This is a genomic window from Bradyrhizobium hipponense, from assembly GCF_008123965.1.
Taxonomy (GTDB): Bacteria; Pseudomonadota; Alphaproteobacteria; order Rhizobiales; family Xanthobacteraceae; genus Bradyrhizobium; species Bradyrhizobium hipponense.
Genome location: NZ_VSTH01000053.1, coordinates 79,881 through 100,289 on the forward strand (window position 1 = coordinate 79,881; position 20,409 = coordinate 100,289).

Annotated in this window: 17 protein-coding genes; all 17 read left to right on the forward strand. The window is 64.4% G+C overall.

Features of this window, described 5'->3' with window-relative positions; all coding sequences use genetic code 11:
• Nucleotides 1-68: 68 nt before the first annotated feature.
• The 17 genes from FXV83_RS17460 to FXV83_RS42805 all read left to right on the forward strand — a co-directional run bounded on the left by FXV83_RS17460 (nt 69) and on the right by FXV83_RS42805 (nt 20,393).
• Nucleotides 69-887 carry an ABC transporter ATP-binding protein gene (locus FXV83_RS17460; RefSeq protein ID WP_148740636.1) on the forward strand — a complete coding sequence of 273 codons (819 nt, stop codon included), beginning with the start codon at nt 69-71 and terminating at the stop codon, nt 885-887.
• A complete protein-coding gene (locus FXV83_RS17465; protein WP_148740637.1) occupies nt 887-1,675 on the forward strand; it encodes an ABC transporter permease in 789 nt (262 codons plus the stop codon). The genes FXV83_RS17460 and FXV83_RS17465 overlap by 1 nt, the downstream gene beginning before the upstream one ends.
• Nucleotides 1,676-1,859: 184 nt before the next feature.
• Complete coding sequence (locus FXV83_RS17470; RefSeq protein ID WP_187435973.1) at nt 1,860-2,885, forward strand: ABC transporter substrate-binding protein; 1,026 nt, start codon at nt 1,860-1,862, stop codon at nt 2,883-2,885.
• Between the two features lie 29 nt (nt 2,886-2,914).
• Complete coding sequence (locus FXV83_RS17475; protein ID WP_148740639.1) at nt 2,915-3,619, forward strand: NUDIX hydrolase; 705 nt, start codon at nt 2,915-2,917, stop codon at nt 3,617-3,619.
• A gap of 94 nt (nt 3,620-3,713) precedes the next feature.
• The gene (locus FXV83_RS17480) at nt 3,714-5,024 is read left to right on the forward strand and encodes an ABC transporter substrate-binding protein (RefSeq protein ID WP_148740640.1); all 1,311 of its coding nucleotides are present in this window, start codon (nt 3,714-3,716) and stop codon (nt 5,022-5,024) included.
• Between the two features lie 15 nt (nt 5,025-5,039).
• The gene (locus tag FXV83_RS17485; RefSeq protein ID WP_148740641.1) at nt 5,040-5,807 is read left to right on the forward strand and encodes an ABC transporter ATP-binding protein; all 768 of its coding nucleotides are present in this window, start codon (nt 5,040-5,042) and stop codon (nt 5,805-5,807) included.
• A 2-nt stretch (nt 5,808-5,809) separates the two neighbouring features.
• On the forward strand, nt 5,810-6,514 hold the full coding sequence (locus FXV83_RS17490; RefSeq protein ID WP_148740642.1) for an ABC transporter ATP-binding protein: 705 nt from the start codon (nt 5,810-5,812) through the stop codon (nt 6,512-6,514).
• A 16-nt stretch (nt 6,515-6,530) separates the two neighbouring features.
• Nucleotides 6,531-7,412: a branched-chain amino acid ABC transporter permease gene (locus FXV83_RS17495; protein WP_148740643.1), complete on the forward strand. Its 882-nt coding sequence runs from the start codon at nt 6,531-6,533 to the stop codon at nt 7,410-7,412.
• Complete coding sequence (locus FXV83_RS17500) at nt 7,409-8,428, forward strand: branched-chain amino acid ABC transporter permease (protein ID WP_148740644.1); 1,020 nt, start codon at nt 7,409-7,411, stop codon at nt 8,426-8,428. Before FXV83_RS17495 ends, FXV83_RS17500 begins: the two co-directional genes overlap by 4 nt.
• A complete protein-coding gene (locus tag FXV83_RS17505) occupies nt 8,388-9,311 on the forward strand; it encodes a polyphosphate kinase 2 family protein (protein WP_148740645.1) in 924 nt (307 codons plus the stop codon). The genes FXV83_RS17500 and FXV83_RS17505 overlap by 41 nt, the downstream gene beginning before the upstream one ends.
• A 744-nt stretch (nt 9,312-10,055) precedes the next feature.
• Nucleotides 10,056-12,389: a mechanosensitive ion channel domain-containing protein gene (locus tag FXV83_RS17510; RefSeq protein ID WP_148740646.1), complete on the forward strand. Its 2,334-nt coding sequence runs from the start codon at nt 10,056-10,058 to the stop codon at nt 12,387-12,389.
• A gap of 203 nt (nt 12,390-12,592) precedes the next feature.
• Entirely contained in the window at nt 12,593-14,245 is a 1,653-nt protein-coding gene (locus tag FXV83_RS17515; RefSeq protein ID WP_283811714.1) for an NAD-dependent malic enzyme, read from the forward strand.
• A 133-nt stretch (nt 14,246-14,378) separates the two neighbouring features.
• Nucleotides 14,379-14,771 (forward strand): BlaI/MecI/CopY family transcriptional regulator, encoded by a 393-nt coding sequence (locus FXV83_RS17520; RefSeq protein ID WP_148740647.1) that lies wholly within the window; start codon nt 14,379-14,381, stop codon nt 14,769-14,771.
• Nucleotides 14,768-17,287: a M56 family metallopeptidase gene (locus FXV83_RS17525; RefSeq protein WP_148740648.1), complete on the forward strand. Its 2,520-nt coding sequence runs from the start codon at nt 14,768-14,770 to the stop codon at nt 17,285-17,287. The genes FXV83_RS17520 and FXV83_RS17525 overlap by 4 nt, the downstream gene beginning before the upstream one ends.
• Before the next feature lie 181 nt (nt 17,288-17,468).
• The gene (locus FXV83_RS17530; protein WP_148740649.1) at nt 17,469-18,944 is read left to right on the forward strand and encodes a DUF1800 domain-containing protein; all 1,476 of its coding nucleotides are present in this window, start codon (nt 17,469-17,471) and stop codon (nt 18,942-18,944) included.
• 2 nt (nt 18,945-18,946) lie between these two features.
• Complete coding sequence (locus FXV83_RS17535) at nt 18,947-20,197, forward strand: DUF1501 domain-containing protein (RefSeq protein ID WP_148740650.1); 1,251 nt, start codon at nt 18,947-18,949, stop codon at nt 20,195-20,197.
• Between the two features lie 28 nt (nt 20,198-20,225).
• On the forward strand, nt 20,226-20,393 hold the full coding sequence (locus FXV83_RS42805) for a hypothetical protein (RefSeq protein ID WP_187435974.1): 168 nt from the start codon (nt 20,226-20,228) through the stop codon (nt 20,391-20,393).
• The last annotated feature ends 16 nt before the right edge of the window (nt 20,394-20,409 follow it).

Sequence of the window (20,409 nt, forward strand, 5' to 3'; positions counted from 1 at the left end):
CGCTTGGCCGGTTGATTGAACTTGCCCGCGCCAGAGGCTAAGGCATCATCCGGGTTCGGAGGAAACACATGACAATGCCCACGGCAGTGGCCCTTGAAGATGCCAAAGTCGCGTTCCGGCTGGGGGACGGGCGGGTCTACACCGCGGTGGAGAAGGCCCATCTCACGGTGGCGCAGGGCGAGTTCGTCGCCATCGTCGGGCCGACCGGCTGTGGAAAATCGACGCTGCTCAACGTTGCGGCCGGCCTATTGAGGCCCGCCGCCGGCAGCGTCAAGGTGTTCGACCGGCCGCTCGCAGAGTTGAACCGGGATGCCGGCTATCTATTCCAGGCGGATGCACTGTTCCCCTGGAAAACTGCGCTCGACAACGTCGCGATCGGGCTGGAAGTCAGGGGCACCCCGCGCGCCGAGGCGCTTCCGCGCGCGCAGAAATGGCTGACTTCGGTGGGTCTCGGGGCGTTTGCCAATCGCTATCCGCACATGCTCTCGGGCGGCCAGCGCAAGCGCGTAGCGCTGGCGCAGGTGCTGATCCGCGATCCAAAGATCCTCTTGATGGACGAGCCGTTCGGGCCGCTCGATGCGCAGACGCGTCAGGTGATGGGCAATCTGCTGCTCGATCTCTGGAACGCCGACCGCAAGGCCGTGCTGTTCGTGACCCATGATCTGGAAGAGGCAATCGCGCTCGCCGACCGCGTCGTGATCATGTCGGCGGGACCCTCCTCGCGCATCATCGGCGACTGGTCCGTGATGCTGCCGCGCCCGCGCGACATCTTCGAGGTGCGGCTCGACAGGGAATTCCATTCGCTCCATCGCGAGATCTGGAGTGTGCTCAAGGATGAGGTGATGAAGGGCTACGCGCAATCCACGCAAGCGGCAGAGGTGGTCTGATGACGCGCGTGACGTTGCTCTCGCTGCAAGTGCTGGTCGCGGTCGTCTGTCTCGTGCTGTGGCAATTGCTTTCCACCGTCCCGGTGTTCGGCAAGGTCTTGCTGCCGCCGTTCTTCTTCTCGAACCCGGTCGACGTATTCAGCCAGATCGTCAAATGGTTTTCTTCCGGCGTGATCTGGAAGCACCTGTGGATCACCTTGGTGGAATCGATTTTGGCCTTCGTGATCGGATCGCTCGGCGGCGTGCTGATCGGCTTCTGGTTCGCACGCCAGCCGCTGGTCGCTGCGGTGTTCGATCCCTACGTGAAGATGGTCAACGCGCTGCCGCGGGTCGTGCTGGCGCCGATCTTCGCGCTGTGGCTGGGCCTCGGCATCTGGTCCAAGGTCGCGCTCGGCGTGACGCTGGTCTTCTTCATCGTGTTCTTCAACGTCTATCAGGGCGTCAAGGAGGTCAGCCGCACCATCCTGGATAATGGCCGCATGCTCGGGATGAGCGAGCGGCAGCTGATGCAGCACGTCTATTGGCCCTCGGCGCTGTCGTGGATGTTCTCCTCGCTGCATACCTCGGTCGGGTTTGCCGTGGTCGGCGCGGTCGTCGGCGAGTATCTGGGATCGGCCGCAGGTCTCGGCTATCTGATCCAGCAGGCCGAAGGCGTGTTCGACGTCGCCGGCGTGTTCGCCGGCATGTTCGTGCTGTCGGCCTTCGTCATCCTGATCGATTTCGGGGTCACGCTGGTGGAGCGGCGTTTGCTGGTGTGGCGGCCGACCGCGCCGGATGGACGCGGCTGAGCACGATGAAATTGGCTTCTGATTGCGAGCCACACGCAAGGTGCGCTCCCTCCCCCTCTCTATCGAGAATTGTTGTGGTGCCCCCATGCTATTGCGCCGAAGGGCCGATGGCCGGTGCCTTAAGCCATGCTTCTCAACCCAGTCCCGCTGCTCTATGGTGCCGCCAGCCGAACGGAGGAAACCAATGAAGAACACGTTTGCCAGGCTCGCCGGCGCGCTGCTCGCGCTGACGCTCACCGCCAGCCTTGCCGCAGCGCAAAGCAAGATCACCATCGCAGTCGGCGGCGGCTCCTGCCTGTGCTATCTGCCGACGGTGCTGGCCAAGCAGCTCGGCGAGTACGACAAGGCCGGCCTCAGTGTCGAATTGGTCGACCTCAAGGGCGGCTCGGATGCGCTGAAGGCCGTGCTCGGCGGCAGCGCTGACGTCGTCTCCGGCTATTTCGATCATTGCGTCAATCTGGCCGCCAAGAAGCAGGAGCTCCAGGCCTTCGTGGTCTATGACCGCTATCCCGGCCTCGTGTTGGTGGTCTCGCCGGCGCACACCAACGAAATCAAGTCGATCAAGGACCTTGCCGGCAAGAAGGTCGGTGTCAGTGCGCCCGGCTCCTCCACCGACTTCTTCCTCAAATACATGCTCAAGAAGAACGGCCTTGATCCCGCCGGCACTGCGGTGATCGGCGTCGGCCTCGGCGCCACTGCGGTCGCCGCGATGGAGCAGGGGCAGATCGACGCAGCCGTCATGCTCGACCCCTCCGTCACCGTGCTCCAGGGCAGCCACAAGGACCTGCGCATCCTCAGCGACACCCGCACGCAGAAGGACACGCTCGAGACGTTCGGCGGCGAATATCCGGGCGGTGCACTGTACTCGACCGCGGCCTGGGTCAACGGCCACGAGAAAGAGGTGCAGGCGCTCACCAATGCGATCCTGGGCACGCTCGCCTGGATCCACTCGCACTCGCCCGAGGAGATCATGGCGAAGATGCCGGAGGAGACGGTCGGCAAGAACAAGGATCTCTATCTGGCCGCGCTGAAGAACACGATCCCGATGTACTCCGAAACCGGCAAGATGGACCCGAAGGGCGCCGACGCCGTGCTCGCGGTGTTCAGCGTCGGCTCGCCGGAGGTCGCGAACGCCAAGATCGACGTCAGCAAGACCTTCACCAACAAATATGTCGAGCAGGCCAAGAAGACCACGGGGAGCGCCAAATAACCGACGCTTTGGCATTGTAGCCAGGCGTCATGACGTCACCGGTCATCCATCGCGTCACGACGCTTGATCTTGCCGTGAGGCCGATCGTCTGGCCGTTCGCCGAGGAGCGTCGGGCCGAGATCGCGGCGCATTTCGCCGAGAAGCAGCGCGAGCGGCCGAAGATATGGAACGGCCGCATCCTGCTCGGGCGCGATGCCGTTTTCACGAGCGGCCATCTTTCCGCGACCTATTTCGAGACCGATTTCGCGAGTTTTCTTGCCTGGCGCGACTGGGGCTTTCCTGATCCTGCCGTGTTCAACGGCTTTGGCATGGGCGCGCTGCTTGCCTCGGACGGCGCCTTCGTGATGGGCGAGATGGGGCAGCACACCGCCAACGCGGGCCGCATCTACTTCCCCTCTGGCACGCCGGATCTCGACGACGTCAAGAACGACGCGCTCGACATTCCCGGCAGCGTCGTCCGCGAGATCACGGAGGAGACCGGCCTGACCGCCGGCGACTACCGGGCTCAACCGGACTGGCACTGCGTGGTTACCGGCCCCACGATTGCAATGATCCAGGTTCTCAACCTGGATGTGCCGGGCGAGGCCGCTCGGGCCCGGATCGAAGCCAGTCTCGCGCGCGAGGCCGAGCCGGAACTGTCGGCCATTCATCTCGTGCGCGAGATGAATGATCTGACGCCGTCCATGCCGCGATTTGTCACGGCCTTCGTCGCACAGCAGTTCGACTCGCGCTGACGCGCGAGGCTTGACATCGCTTCGCTCAGCCCATGTGATGGGCAAAAACCAAAAGCAAGACGAATGCAATGCACAATCGTCCAGGGAGGTTTTGATGCGCCTGCGCATGGCTGCCCGATTGGTACGTGGGCTGTTGGTCGCGATTGCCGCGACGGGCTTGATGGCTTCGGCACAGGCTCAGGAGAAGAAGATCAAGATTGGCGTGGTGTTCGACCTGACCGGACCGCTCGCAGGCGGCGGGTCCGAGCTCAACTATGTCGGTGCAAAGATCATCCTCGACCATTTCGCCAAGACCGGCGTCGAGGGCTACAAGATCGAGGCGGTCTACGCCGATGCGCAGAGCAAGCCCGACATCGCCATCAACGAATCCGTCCGCCTGCTCGAACAGGAGAAGGTCGACATGGTGCTCGGCTTCTTCTCCTCGGCGCAATGCGTGCCGGTCGCGGCCCGCGTCGAGCAGCTCAAGAAGTTCATGTGGATGACGACCTGCATCTCGTCGGCCGTGTTCAACGAGAAGGGTTACAAATACGTGTTCCGACCGCAGGCGAGCGGCGACCAATTCGGCATGATGACGATGGATTTCATCGCGCAGAACGCCAAGGCGAAGTTCGGCAAGGAGCCGAAGGATCTGCGCGTCGCCATCATCCACGAGGACGGCGCCTATGGAGTCGACGTCTCTAAGGGCAACGAGGCCGGCGCGAAGAAGGCTGGCTTCAATGTGGTGATGAAGGAAGGCTATTCGGCCACCGCGCCGGATCTATCGGCGCTGGTCACCAAGCTGAAGCGCGCCAAGCCCGACGTGATCTTCCACACCGGTTACAATCCCGACATCACGCTATTGTTGCGCCAAGCCCGCGAGCAGGGACTGAAGTTCGGCGCACTGATGGGGCATGGCGCGGGTTACGGTGTCTACGAGAAGCTGAAGGAGGGCATGGGCGCGGACGCTACCTACATCTTTAACGCCGACCCGATCTCGATCTGGCTCGCCAACCAGAAGACCATGGATCCGAAGCTTCCGGCCGTGATCAAGATGGTCGGCGAGGAGTTCGACAAGATCAGACCGGGTGTCGCCATCCGCTCGGCCCATGTCGGCATCGGCGCGTCCAATACCTACGTCTTCATGGCCGACGTACTGCCGCGCGCGATCAAGAAATATGGCGGGGTCGATCCCGACGCGCTGCGCAAGGCCGCGCTCGACACCGACATTCCCGAGGGCGGCACCATGCTCGGCTTCGGCGTCAAGTTCTACGGCGAGGGCACGCCGATGGCGGGCCAGAACGAGCGCTCGTTCCCGGTGGTGATCCAGTATCTCGATGACAAGTCCCATGTGGTGTGGCCCAAGAGCCAGGCGCAGCGCGAGGCCGTGCTGCCGCTGCCGAAGGGCACCACTTACAGCAACCAGTAGCGGCGGAGAGCTTTGGTGTTGGAAGTCAGCGGTCTGGTGAAGCGATTCGGCGGCTTCACCGCCGTCAACAATGTGTCGTTCAAGGTCGATCAGGGTGAGATCCTCGGCCTGATCGGGCCGAATGGTTCGGGCAAGAGCACGATCTTCAACATGCTCTCCGGCACGCTGGTGCCGACGTCCGGATCGATCCTGTTCGCCGGGCACGAGATCGCGGGTCTCGGGCCGCACCGAATCATCAACCGCGGCATCGGCCGCACCTTCCAGATTCCGCGGCCGTTCCGCCGCCTGACCATCTTCGAGAACGTCGCGCTCGCCGGATTCTACGGTCAGGGCCGCCACAGCCGCGCCAAAGCCGAGGAGGCCGCCGAGCGGTCGCTGGCGATGGTGGGCTTGCCGACAGATCGCCATGCCAGCGTCGATGGCCTGGGCGCGGCCGGCCTGAAGAAGCTCGAACTGGCAAAGGCGCTTGCGACCGCGCCGAAACTATTGCTCGCCGACGAGAGCCTAGGCGGCCTCGACGACGCCGAAATGGACCAGGCGGCCGACATGCTGCGTAACATCCGCGACCAGCTCGGCATTACCATCATCTGGGTCGAGCACATCATGGGCGTGTTGATGCGCGTCGTCGATCGCGTCATGGTGCTCGATCACGGCGAGAAGATCTCCGAGGGGCTGCCGAGCGTGGTCGCCGGCGATCCGCGCGTCATCGAGGTTTATCTCGGCACCGATGCCGAGACCACCCAGGCCGCGGCCGCCGAAGCGCGCCGCCGCGCCGGAGGCTAGCGATGCTGGAGCTTCGGTCCATCAACGCCGGTTACGGCACATTCCAGGCGCTGTTCAACGTCGATCTCGACGTGAAGGCCGGCGAGGCCGTTGGCGTCATCGGTCCGAACGGCGCCGGCAAGACAACCCTGATGCGCGTCATTTCCGGCCTGATTCGTCCATCGCGCGGGTCGATCGCCATGGAAGGCGTCGACGTCGTCGCAGCACCACCGCACAAGATCGTCAGCCTGGGCATCGCGCATGTGCCGGAGAACCGCCGGTTGTTTCCGAAGCTCTCCGTCGACGACAATCTGAAGATGGGCGCCTTCATGAAGGAGGCGCGCGACCACTATGTCGAGCGGCTGGAGGTCGTGTTCGATCTGTTCCCGCGCCTGAAGGAGCGCCGCCAGCAGATGGCCGGCACCATGTCCGGGGGCGAGCAGCAGATGTGCGCGATCGGCCGTGCCCTGATGTCGAATCCAAAGCTCTTGCTGCTCGACGAGCCATCCGCAGGGCTGGCGCCGGTGGTGGTGCAGCAGGTGTTCGAGCTCGTCAAGCGGATCCGCGCGCGCGGGCTGACGGTGCTGATCGTCGAGCAGAACGTGCAGCAGGTGCTGCGCGTCGTTGATCGCGCCTATCTGATCGAGGCCGGCACGATCAGGGCGACCGGCACCTCGGCCGAGATGCTGGCAAGCGACACCGTCAAGGAAGCTTATCTCGGGGTGTGAGGGAACGGACGCGAGCATGCAGGCATTCCTGGACATTTTCGACGTCTACTTGCTGGAGGCCGTGATCAACGGCATCCTGCTCGGCGGCGTGCTGGCGCTGCTCGCGCTCGGGCTCAATCTGATCTTCGGCGTCATCGACGTGACCTGGATCTGCTATGCCGAGCTCGTCATGATCGGCATGTACGCCATGTATTTCATGGTGCAGTATTACGGCCTCAGCTATTTCATTGCGGCGCCGTTCACCATCATGCTCGTCGCGATCCTCGGCGCCGCGCTGCACTACCTCGTGATCGCACCATTGCTGACCGCGCCGCCGATCAATCAGTTGCTCGCGACGGGTGGGGTGCTGTTCGTGCTCCAGAGCTTTGCCACCGTCGCCTTCGGCATCGACTTCCGCAATCTCGGCATCCGCCTGCCGGTGCTGGCCTTCGGCGAGATGAATTTCAGCTACGCACGGCTGCTGTCCTTTCTGGCCGCGCTGGTCGGCATGATCGCGGTCTATCTGTTCATGACCCGCACCTTCACCGGCACCGCGATCCGCGCCATTTCTCAGGACCGGCAGATCATGGCGCTGATGGGCGTCGACACCAGGCGCATTTATCTCGTCACGTCCGCGCTCGGCGGCGCGCTCGCCGGGCTCGCAGCGTGCCTGCTCGTGCTGCAATATGACGTGCATCCCTTCGTCGGCCTCTCCTTTGGCCCGATCACCTTCCTGATTTGTGTGCTCGGCGGGCTCGGCAATTTCATCGGCGGCTTCATCGCCGCGTTCGTCTTTGCCGAGATCATCTCGCTCGGCGGCCTGTTCTCCGACCTCGAATGGGGCTACGTGCTCGCCTTCGCCTTCTTCATCGTCATGATGTTCATCCGGCCCGCGGGCCTGTTTGCGAGGCGCCGATGATGGGGCAGGGCCGGCTTGCGGCGTGGACGGTGGGATTGGCGGCACTCGTCGCGCTGCCTTTCGTTTATCGCGACCCCTATCACCTGCACATCCTGGTGCTGATCCTGATCTGGTCGTTCGCCTATACATCGTGGTCGATGATGGGACGGTTCGGCCTCGTCTCGCTCGGCCATGGCGGCTTCATGGGGATCGGTGCCTATGTCACCGCGCTGCTGTGGAACCACGTGGGCTTGTCGCCCTGGATCGGCATCCCGATCAGCATGGCTGCCGCCGGCGTGCTGGCGCTGATCGTCGGCTATCCCTGCTTCCGCTTCCGCATCACCGGGCACTATTTCGTGCTGGTGACGCTGGCGCTCTCCGGCATCGTGCTCCAGGTCATCACGGCGACGCGCGACTATACCGGCGGCTCGCTCGGCTACACGCCAAGCCGCACGTTGGGCAACAAGCTGCTAGCGCTGCAATTCGACGACAAGACGACCTGGTACCTGATCGCGCTTGGTGTATGGCTCGTGGGCATCATTGTCTGGCACTTGATCGACCGCAGCATGAGCCGTTACGCGCTGGAAGCGATCTCGGAGGATGAGGACGCTGCGGCGGCCGCCGGCGTCAACGTCACCGCGGAGAAGCTGAAGATCACGCTGATCAGCGCGCTGATGACGGCGCTGGCGGGCGCGATCTACTGCCAGTACCAGATGTTCATCACGCCGGACACCGTCAGCGGCATCGCCGTGTCGCTTCAGATGGTGTTCGCCGCCATTGTCGGCGGCCTGTTCGTTTCGCTGGGGCCGACTGTTGGGGCGGTCATCACCATCTTGCTGGCTGAGACCTTGCGGATCGGCTTCGGCACCAGGGCGGTCGGCTGGGACAACCTCGTCTATGGCGTGTTGCTCGTCCTTTTCATCATATTCCTTCCCAAGGGCATCCTTGGTAGCGTGCTCGACCGATTGAAGCCGCAACGCAAGGTGCCCCGCGCTCATGAGCAAGAAGCCGTCCAAATCGCTCGCCCAGGAGCTTGACCGTTACATCACGCCATTCCGCTACGATGGATCCGGCAAGTTTCATCTCAAGGCGCACAAGACCGACGCGAAGGGCGATCTCGACAAGGAAGAGGCGCAGGAGATTCTCGAGGCCAACAAGAAGCGCCTCGCGGAGTTTCAGGAGAAGCTGTACGCCCAGGATCGCTGGTCGCTGCTGATCGTGCTCCAGGGCATGGATGCGGGCGGCAAGGACTCCGCGATCAAAGCGATCTTCGAGGGCATCAACCCGCAGGGATGCGAGGTCCACGCATTCAAGCAGCCGAGCAGCAAGGAGCTCGATCACGATTTCCTCTGGCGCCATGTGCTCGCACTGCCCGAGCGCGGCCATATCGGCATCTTCAACCGCTCCCATTACGAGGAATGCCTGGTGACGCGCGTGCACCCGGAGATCCTCGCCAAAGAGAAGCTGCCGCAAAAGCTCGTGACAAAGAACATCTGGAAAGAGCGGTTCGAGGACATCTCCGCGTTCGAGCGCTATCTCGCGCGCAACGGCACCGTGGTGCTGAAGTTCTTCCTCAATCTCTCCAAGGAGGAGCAGCGCGAGCGTTTCCTCGGCCGGCTGGAAGATCCGTCCAAGCAGTGGAAGTTCTCCCTGGGCGACATCAAGGAGCGCGCGCTGTGGCCGCGCTATCAGGCGGTGTACCAGGACATCGTGCGCCACACAGCCACGCCTCAGGCACCGTGGTATGTCGTGCCCGCCGACCACAAATGGTTCGCGCGCGTCGTAATCGGCTCGGTGATTGTCGCGGCGCTCGAGCGGCTCGATCTGCGCTTTCCGCGCGCGGACAACGCCTCGCTGGAGGAGTTCAAGGAAGTGCGCAAGGCGCTGGAGCGGGAAGGGAAGGCGAGCGGAAAGCGGTGATGAGGCGGGACGGTGCATTGGCTTGATCGCCGGCGCTTCACTTCGCCCCACTTGCGGGGAGATAGGATTGCGAAGCATCCGGGTGAGGGGAACCTTCCGCGATGGCCAATCTGTCGCTGGAGGGATGGAATGTTCAAATGTGATTTCGGCGCCATTGATCCCGCTTGACAGTTTTGTGTCACGGGAGGACCATCCGGGTGGTCGCAACTAAGCGACGCGCAACGTCCACTTCATGAGCAAGGGGAGGTCTATGACGCCACCTCCGCAAATCCAGCCGCGTTAATTGCGATGGAGCTCGTTCGGACTATCGCATAGCGGCAAAAAACCGCGAACGGCACGCCGGGTCAAGGTTTAGAGGGCTGCATCAGTCAGGCAGAGCCCCTACCTGCCCGGCGCTGTTTTTTTGCAACGCGCTTATCGTCCGGGATGCCCTGACGGGGGCATGAATGCCGTGATATCCGCTTTCCCTCTGCTCCTCATCGCCGTCATTCCGGACCGACTCCAGGAGTGACGGAGATGTCTGTGCGCGCACCGCAACCCAATTCGCTCTTCTCCATAACACTTTGACTGAACATCCTCCCAGTTCCCGATCCGCATCGCGCGGCAAATGCCAAGAGAATGTCGCCGCATCGGCAAACTTCCGACACAGCACCCGGGCGAATAGCCGCATCCGACATGACGCATGCGTTTCGGTGGTGACGATTCCGATTCCGCCGGCGCATCTTCTTTTTCCAAGGAATCCTCGTGTCGCATAAGCTTGCCCCGGCGCTTCTCGCTGCCATCTTCCTCGCAATCTCATCTCTCTGCGGCGCCCGTGCCGAGCCGCCTGCGCCGGCCACCAGCCATGCTGCCGCGCTGTCCCCGGACGAGGCAAGGCGCGCGCTCGAAACCCTCCAGGACGATCAGAAGCGCGCGCAGATGATCGACACGTTGCGCGCGATCGCAAATGCGTCTGGTCAGCAGCCTACGCCGCCGCCAGAGCAGAAATCGCCCATCCCGCTCTCGGCCGACGGGCTCGGCGCGCAGCTTCTGCTTACCGTGTCGGAGGAGATTGGCGAGATCTCGCGCGAGATCGCGGGCATGGCGCGGACGCTCACGCACTTTCCGGCCTTCTATTACTGGTTTGTGCGGACCGCCAATGATCCCGCGGCCTACAATCTCCTGATCGAGATTGCCTGGAAGCTGGCGCTGGTGTTTGGCTGCGCGCTCTGCGCGGAGTGGGTGATCTTCCGGCTGATCCGGCGTCCGGTCCTGTTCCTTGAAGCGCGCGTGCCGCAGACTGCGGGCCTACCGCCGCAGGCGCTGCCCGTTGCCGACCCGCCATTATCCGTGGCCGATGTCACCCCCGAGCCGGAATTGCACAAACGCCGCAAGAGCCTGGCGCGGGCTTGGCAGATGTTGCTCCGGCTGCCCTTCGTGCTCGGTCGTCTCGTACTCGAACTTCTGCCCGTGTTCGCCTTCGTCGGCGCGGCGATGGCGCTGCTCGGAACGGAGATCGGCGATCCCGTCACCGTCCGCCTCGTGATCCTCGCTGTCGTCAACGCCTATGTGTTCTCGCGCGGGCTGATCTGCGTCGTCCGCGCGCTGGCGGGGCCGTTCGGCCTGATTCCGGTGCGCGCTGAGACAGCGGCCTATATCGAGATCTGGGCGCGCCGTATCGTCGGCGTCGGCGTAACAGGCATCGCCTTCGCCAATGTGGCGCTGCTGCTCGGCCTGCATCGCGCCGGGTATGCGGCGTTGCTGCGCATGGTAATGCTGGTGGTGCACCTCTTCATCGCGGTCATCATCCTGCAATGCCGCCGCCAGGTCGCCGAGGCCATTCGCGCGCCTGCTGGCCAGCAGGGGATTGCGGCGCGCCTGCGCACCCGCATCGCGGGCGGCTGGCACTATCTTGCAATCGCCCTCGTCGTCGCGCTGTGGGCGGTCTGGGCGCTGAACATCCGCAACGGCTATTCGCTGCTGCTGCAATATTTCGTCGGCACCATCGTGGTGGTGCTGATTACGCGCGTCGCCATCATGGTGACGCTGAGCTTGATCGACCGCGGTTTCCGTATCAAGCCGGAGATCCTGCAGCGCTTTCCGGGCCTAGAAATCCGTGCGAACCGCTATCTGCCGCTGCTGCGCAAAATCGTCTCGGGCGTCATTGCCTTCGTCGGTTTCGTGGCCGTGCTCGAAGTCTGGGGTGTCGACGCCATCGTCTGGTTCTATGGCGGCCAGATCGGTAGCCGCCTGCTTTCGGCCGTGGTGACGATCGCGCTCGCCGCAGGCATCGCTGCCGCGATCTGGGAAGCCAGCAACGCGCTGCTGGATCGCCAGATCAATACGCTGTCGCGGGACGGACACTATGCCCGTGCCGCGCGGCTGCGCACCTTCCAGCCGATGCTGCGGACGGCGCTGCTGTGCCTGATCGCCACCATCGTCGGCCTCACGGCGCTGAGCGAGATCGGCGTCAATGTCGCGCCGCTGCTGGCTGGCGCGGGCATCGTCGGCATCGCCATCGGCTTCGGCTCGCAGAAGCTGGTGCAGGATCTCATCACCGGCCTGTTCCTGCTTTTGGAGAACACGGTGCAGGTTGGCGACAACGTCAGCGTCTCGGGACTCTCCGGGGTTGTCGAGAACGTCTCGATCCGGACCATCCGCCTGCGCGCCGGCGACGGCGCGGTGCACATCGTGCCGTTCAGCGCGGTGACGACCATTACCAATTCCAGCCGCGGCGCCGGCAACGCCTCCGTCAGCGTCAGCGTCGCCTACAAGGAAGATACCGACCGCGCAGGTCAGATCCTCAAGGACATCGTCGAGGAGATGCGCCGCGAGCCCGAATTCCGTGGCGTGATCCGGGGGGACCTCGAGCTCTGGGGTATCGACAAGGTCGACGGCGCCATGGTGTCGATCGTCGGCCAGATCCGCTGTACCGAGGCAGGTCGCTGGCCGGTGCAGCGCGAATTCAACCGGCGTATGAAGCTGCGCTTCCAGCAGAGCGGGATCGAGGTCGCATCCCCCGTCCAGACCATCTTGATGCAGATCGCGCCGCCGGCTGATGACACCGCCAATACGGCGCCGCGACGTGCAGCTGGGTAGATGGCCAATCGTGAAGGCCGCCGATATCAAGCCGGAATAACGTTGCCGCCGTTAACTTTTGCGCCGCGCGCGGCCTGCGATCTGCCCGACAATCTCGCTGCGGTGCGAGATCACAATCGAAGTACGAGCTCTACGTCCTTGATCTCCAGGGAGCGCTGGCCGACAATGTTTGTCGGTTCAAAAAGAAATTCCTTGGGGGATTCGTGAATAGACCTGCCCGCGTCGTTGCCCAATCGACATCGTCGAATCCGCAGCATGGCATGACGCTGCTGCGCGATCCCTTGCTCAACAAAGGTACTGCCTTCACGGAAGCGGAGCGTGACACGCTCGGCTTGCGCGGCCTGTTGCCGCCTTGCCTGCTGACGATGGAGACGCAGGTCGAGCGCGTGCTCACCAATCTGCGGATGCTGCCGACGGACCTCGAAAAATATGTCGCGCTGAATGCGCTGCATGATCGCAACGAGGCGCTGTTCTTTCGCGTCGTTGTCGACAATATCGACGAGATCCAGCCGATCATCTACACCCCGACCGTCGGACTCGCCTGCCAGAAATACGGGCTGATCTTCCAGCGGCCGCGCGGCATGTTCATCTCCTCGCGTGACCGCGGCCAGATCGCGGAAATTTTGAAGAACTGGCCTTATCCTGCAAAACTCATTGTTGTCACCGACGGTGAACGCATCCTCGGCCTCGGCGATCTCGGCGCCAACGGCATGGGCATTCCGGTCGGAAAGCTCTCGCTCTATTCGGCCTGTGCCGGCGTGCATCCCGAGCTGTGCCTGCCGATCCTGCTCGACGTTGGCACCAACAATGAAGAGCTCTTGAACGATCCCTATTACCTCGGTCTGCGCGAACGGCGGCTCACGGGTGAGGCCTATGACGGCTTCGTCGACGAATTCATGGTCGCCGCGCGAAAGACGTTTCCGGGTGTGCTGATCCAGTTCGAGGATTTCGCCAATCACTCGGCGTTCAAGCTGCTGCACAAATATCGCGACGAGGCCTGCGTCTTCAACGACGACATCCAGGGCACGGCGGCGGTGGCGCTTGCCGGCCTGTTCTCGGCGCTGCGCATCAGCGGCGGCAAGCTCCGGGATCAACGCATCCTGTTCCTGGGCGCCGGCGAGGCGGCGACCGGCATTGCCGATCTGGTGGTCTCCGCCATGATGGCGGAGGGCGCCTCCGAGGCCGAAGCGCTCCGCCGCAACTGGCTGGTGGATTCCCGCGGCCTCGTCGTTGGTGGCCGGGCGAGTCTCTCCGGCCACAAGCTCCGTTATGCTCATAACGATCAGGCGCCGATTGCCGATTTCCTGACCGCGATCAACACGTTGAAGCCGACGGCGATCATCGGCGTCGCCGCGGTCGGCGGCGCCTTCACGCCCGACGTGCTCAAGGCGATGGCCGCGCTCAACGAGCATCCGATCGTGTTCGCGCTCTCCAACCCGACCTCGAAGGCCGAATGCTCGGCGGAAGATGCCTACCGCTACACCGGGGGTCGCGCGCTGTTCGCTTGCGGCAGCCCCTATGACCCGGTCACGCTCAACGGACGCACCTTTGTGCCGCGCCAGGGCAACAACTCCTACATCTTCCCCGGCGTCGGTCTTGGTGTCATTGCCAGCTGCTCGCGCCTCGTGACGAACGAGATGTTCATGGCGGCGGCCCATACGCTCGCCGATTGCGTCGGCAAGGAGGACCTGGGGCAGGGCAGCCTCTATCCGGCGCTGCCCCGCATCCGCGAGGTCTCGGTCCGTATCGCTGCCGCGGTCGCAGACGTCGCCTATCAGCGCGGGCTGGCGGATGGACCCGCGCCCAACGACGTGAAAGCGCTGGTCCAATCGCAGATGTACGAGCCGCGGTACTGAGCCGAGACTCCAGCCCGATGGCGGTTAGGCCAGCTCGGCGACACCATTTCAGGTAGAATCGCCGTTGCGCGGCGCGGCCGTATATGCGACGTTCTGTAGCGTTACAAGCTCTCAAGTCGCAAGGTCAGATGCCATGGACGATCGTTTGCCCGAATTGGGCGACCTCGAGCATGAGGTCATGCAATTGGTTTGGGCCCATGGTCCGGTGACGGCCGAAGTCGTGCGCGAACGGCTGTCGCGGCGTCTGAAGGAATCGACGGTACGCACGGTGCTGCGTCGGCTGGAAGAAAAGGGCTACGCCAACCACACGGTGGACGGACGAACCTACGTCTACCACGCCGCCGAGCCCCGCGCTCGCGTCGCGGCCAAGGCGGTGCAGCGCATCGTCGATTGGTTCTGCAACGGCTCGATGGAGGAAGTCCTCGTCGGCATGGTGGACAATGCGATGCTCGACCAGCAGCAGCTGCGCACGCTGGCGGATCAGGTGGCCAAGGCAAAGAAGGCGAGGGGAGTGAAGAAAGAATGATCGCAACTCTGGCGGAGGCGGCGCTACGCTCCTTTGTGCTGGGAGGCGTCGTCTGGTTCGGTCTCAACCTGTTTCGCGTGCGCAATCCGCACGTCCACATGACGGCCTGGGTCATCGTACTGCTGGTATCGCTGGCGATGCCCTTCGTGATGCATTGGCCGACGCTCACCATCGCCCGGCTGCCTCTCTCCGTGCCAGTGCCGGACGAGCTTTGGCCGGCCGATATCTCGATGCTCGAGACGCCGCAGCCGGCTTTGCCGATCACGCCCGGCGCTACCATCGAGTCGCCGGCCGTGAGTACTGTGTCGATCGATTGGCGGCTGGCGATCACGATCGTCTATGCTGGCGTCGCCGGCCTGCTGCTGTTGCGGCTCGCCATCGGCCTCTGCCTGACCTGGCGCCTTGTGCGGGCCGCGCAGCCGATGCGCGACTCAATAATGATCGATGCCGACGTGCGCATCAGCCGCGACGTCGGCGGTCCCGTCACCTTCGGCTCAACCATTCTGGTGCCGCCGCAATTCGCGGGCTGGGACGCGAAGAAGCGCCTCGCAGTGCTCGCGCATGAGGGCGCCCATGTCGCCAATCGCGACTTCTACGTCCTGCTGCTTGCTTCCCTCAACCGCGCGGTGTTCTGGTTCAGCCCGTTTTCGTGGTGGCAGCTGGCGCGCCTTGCCGAGCTTGCCGAGATCATCAGCGACGCCCAGGCGATCGAAGTCATCGACGACCGGCTGTCCTATGCGGAGATCCTGCTGGACGTCGCGACCTCTGTAAACCCGCGGCCAATGGAGCTCGCGATGGCGCGGGTCTCCACCGTCCGTGCCCGTGTCGAGCGCATCATCGCAGCTGCAGCCATGCCCGTTGCGGTCGGCTGGCGCAAACGGCTGTGGATCGCGGCTGCAATTGTGCCGGCCGTGATCGTATCGGCGGGCATGATCGCCTATCGGACGCCGGACCCTGCGCCTTTCGCTGCAGACCTCGGCGAGGCGCCGGCCCCGCACTATCACCCCTTCGTCAATTTCTATGCCATGGGCCCGGCCTCGGTGTTCGCGGTCTTCCGCGAGGGCGACGACCTCTACGGCCAGCTCACCGGGCAGCGCAGGCTGCGCCTGACGGTTGGCAATGACGGCACCGCGTCCTACGTGGCCTCGTCCGGCGAGATCACGTTCCCGCTTGATCCCGAGCGCCGCTCTTCCGAGCTGATCCTGCGCATGAACGGCCGCGACGTGCGTGCCCTTCGCGTCGCCGAGATGCCAATGGCGGCTGCCGAACCCGCCTCGCTCGATCAGTATGTCGGCTGGTACCGGATTGCGCCGAACCGTGTGCTGGCGGTGCGGCGCGATGGCGATCGGCTCCAGGTACAGGAAACCGTGCAGGGCCGGGCGACGCTTCTCGCCGAAGGTGCCGACGTCTTCTCGATCCATGGCGAGAATCTGCTGATCTTCCTGCGTGACGAGCAGGCCAAAGTCGCGCGCGTTCTGGTCCAGAACGCAGTTTTCGGCGCGCGCCTGGCGCCGCGGATCGACGCGGCAGTGGCGCAGGCGGTCGAGGCCGACTTCGCGCGCCGCCTCGCGGAAGTGCCTGACCGATTCAGGGAGCAGGTGCCGGCTGACGGCGGCAAGGAGATGATCCTGCGCGGGATCGAAGATCTGCGCCGCGGCACGCCCAACTACGAGCGCATGAGCGCGCCGCTGGCGGCCAAGGTCCACAGGCAGCTCAATGAAATGCGCGCGTCGTTCGTGGCGCTCGGTGCGGTGGAATCGCTCTTCTTCCGTGGCGTCGGCCCCGGCGGCTATGACATCTATGGCGCGAAGTTCGAGAACGGCACGGCCGAATTCCGCCTGATGCTCGAGCCCGACGGCAAGGCCGGCGACGTGCTGTTCCGGCCCGACGGCAACGACGAACTCGGCGGCATCGTGCCTTGTTCAGAGGAGGCGAGTGTGCGCGGCCATGCCGGCACCTCGCCGATCAGGATCATGGTCTACAATGAGCTGGCCGACGACATCCAAGTCTTCAATATCGAGGCCGATGGCAGCCGCAAGACGCAGAGCCTCGTCAGACCCAACATAACGTGGGCCTCCACGACCACCGTGAACAATCCCTGGATGATCGCCGACAAGTCGGGACGGTGTCTCGAGATCCTGGTGCCGGGCCGGCAGACGCGCTTTCATAATGTCGAGGCTTCGAACCTCGGCGCGCGGCCCGGGCGCGCCGCTCGCCGCGCCGTTCCGATCGCCAATGGCGAGGAGATGCTGCGCCGCTATATCGAAAGTGTCGGCAAGGGGCAGCCGGACTACGACCGCATGACGTCAGAGGTCGCTGACATCACGCGCCAGCAGCTTGCATTCGATCAGGCGATCCTGGCGCGGCTCGGCGCGTTACGCGCGGTCTCGTTCCGCGGCGTCACCGCGCTCGACAGCGACATCTACATCGCCCAGTTCGCCAATGGTTCGGCGGAATGGCGCATCGGCGTCAGGAATGGCACGATCACCAAGATCGCGCTTGGGCCGAATTTCTAGACTCCTCGCCCGGGTCCGCTGTCTGGCGGGTGTGTGCTCGCCCCGTCGCTAGAGCGCGGCGGCGCTCAATCTCAGCTTGCACCAGCTCACCTCTAATGTTACGCTACGTAGCATTACAATTCGTAACTTGCCACCGCGCATTGCGGCGTGTCGGGCGGGCTTGGAGAGTTGGGCGTTCGTCATGAGCAATTCCGCAAGGGCCGAGGCCGTGCTGGCGCTTCATCGTTTCGGGATGGGGCCGCGACCGGGATCTATCGCCGTGGTCGGGACTGATCCGCGCGGCGCGCTGATCGCCGAACTCGACCGGCCGCTCGCGTTGACTGCTGCTGCCAGCCTTCCTTCCAGTGCAAAAGCCTATCGCACCGTGGCCGATGCCAACGCGCGGCGCACGGCACGCGCCAGGCAGGCGCAGCAGCAGGCGAAGAAGCAGCAGATGGCCGCCGTTCCCGCTGCGTCGAATGACCAGGCGCAAGGGCAGGCACAAGGGCAAGCGGAGGGCCAGGGCGCCGAGAAGGACGCAGTCGAGATGGCGGCCAAGCAGGCCGCCGAAGCGGTACCCGATCCCGGACGCCCGATCTACCTGCAGGAGGCCAAGCTGCGCACGGAAGCCGCGCTCGCCGCCGATATCGGCTTCGCCGAGCGGCTGGTCTGGTTCTGGTCCAACCATTTCTGCGTCTCGGCCAACAGGATTCAGAGCATGTCCGGTGCCTATGAGCGCGAAGCCGTTCGCGCTCACGCGCTCGGCCACTTCGTCGATCTCCTGCTGGCCGTCGAAGGCCATCCTGCGATTCTGTTCTATCTCGACAATCTGGAGTCGATGGGCGCCAACTCGACGGCCGGCATCAACCGCAGCCGCGGTCTCAACGAGAATTTCGCGCGCGAGATCATGGAGCTGCACACGCTCGGTGTGCGCACCGGCTACACCCAGGATGACGTCATCAGCTTCGCCAACGTCCTGACCGGCTGGACGCTGGTGCCGCCGGGGGCCGATCCCCAGCATGGCGGCGAGTTCACCTTCAATCCGCGGCTGCACGAGCCCGGCGGGCAGACCGTGCTCGGCAAGCGCTACGAGCAGGAGGACGTCGAGCAGGGACGCGCCGTGTTGCGCGACCTCGCGGCGCATCCGGCGACCGCGACCCATGTCGCGACCAAGCTCGCGCGCCATTTCGTTGCCGACGAGCCGCCGCCGGTCCTTGTCGAGCAAATGGCGAAGACCTTCCGCGACACGGAGGGCGATCTCAAGCAGGTTGCGATCGCGATGGTGTCGTCGGACGAGGCGTGGCGCGGACCACCTTCGAAGCTCAAGCGTCCCGGCGAATGGGTCGTCGGCATGGCGCGTGCGACCGGCATCACGCAGGTTGATCCCGTGCGCTACACCGGAGGCCAGGAGCTGCTCGGCGAGGCGCTCTGGCGTCCGCCCGCGCCCAAGGGCTATCCGGACGATGAGGCGAGCTGGATCGACGGTGTTGGCCGGCGGCTCGACGTCGCCAACAATTTTGCCGAGCGCATCACGGGCATGGCCGATCCGCAAGTCATCATCGAGGACGTCTTCGCCTCCGAGATCGCGCCCGAGGTGAAGCAAGCGGTCGGTCGCGCCGAGAGCCGGCCGCAGGCGCTGGCGCTGTTGTTCATGTCGGCTGATTTTCAGAGGAGGTGAGCATGGGGCTCGTCGATCATTGGCCCACGCGGCGCGAGCTTCTGGTCTCTTCCGGTGCACTGTTCGCATGGAGCCAGATGCCGCGGCTCGCGCGCGCGGAAGGACGCGATCCGCGCCTGCTCGTGATCGTCCTGCGCGGCGCGCTCGACGGCCTCGGCGCAGTCGCGCCGGTCGGCGATCCCGACTGGAGCTCGCTGCGCGGCGATCGTGCGCTGGTGCTGGACGGCAAGACGCCGGCGCTGCCGCTCGATTCCTTTTTCGCGCTCAATCCGGCGATGCCGAACCTGCACCGGCTCTACAAGACCGGCAAGGCTTCGATCGTCCACGCCACCGCGACGCCTTATCGCGAGCGCTCGCATTTCGACGGCCAGGACGTGCTGGAGAGCGGGCTCGCCAAGCCCGGCATGACCGGTTCGGGATGGCTCAACCGCGCGCTGGTCGCGCTGGAGGCGGGCGGGCGCGTCGATCCGCGCGGCAGCCGCGCGCTCGGCATCGGCTCGGTCACCCCGCTCGTCGTGCGCGGCTCGGCGCCGGTGATGACGTGGGCGCCGCAGAAACTGCTGCCAGCGAGCGCGGACACGCAGAGCCGCCTGCTCGATCTCTACCAGCACACCGATCCGAAGCTCGCGACCGTGCTTCAGGCGCGGATGAAGCTCGCCTCGCTCGACGGCGCGATGGCTAGCGGGGATCCTATGTCGGACGATCCAACGCTGCCGCCGCCCGGCATCGCGCGCGTACGCGCCTACTTCGCTGAGGCTGCCGGCACCGCCGCCCGCTATCTCGCCAAGCCCGACGGCCCGCGGGTCGGCGCCATGGGTTTCGTCGGCTGGGACACGCATATCGCGGAAGGCGCGGCCTCGGGCCAGCTCTACAATTTGCTCGGAGCTCTCGACGGTGCTTTTGCCGCGATCGAGAGCAACCTGAGCGAGGTCTGGCACGAGACTGTGGTTGCCGTCGTAACCGAGTTTGGCCGCACTGCGCGTATCAACGGAACGCAAGGCACGGACCACGGCACGGGTACGGTCGCCTTCCTCATCGGTGGTGCGCTCGCTGGCGGCCGCGTGATCGCGGACTGGCCGGGACTGAAGCCCGCTCAGCTCTTCGAGGATCGCGACCTCAAGCCGACCACGGATCTGCGCGCGGTGCTGAAAGGCTTGCTGAGGGATCATCTGCGCGTCGAAGAGAAGGTTCTCGCCGAGATGGTCTTCCCTGGTAGCGCGGACGTCAAAACGATGGGGAGCCTCGTCGGCTGACGGCGCTTCTCGCAACCTGACCGGGTTCATGATGTGCACATTGACGCAACGGGAGCTCGATTTCCTCGCCAGCCTGAAAACCGGCTGGCTGCGGCTTTATCGGCGCGAGTTCGCGCGGCTCCTGAGAGGTGACGTTGAGCCCGGCGAGGCTCAGCTGCATGCGCGCCCGATCCTCTGGCGCGAGATATCGGGCTAGACGACCGATTCCATGA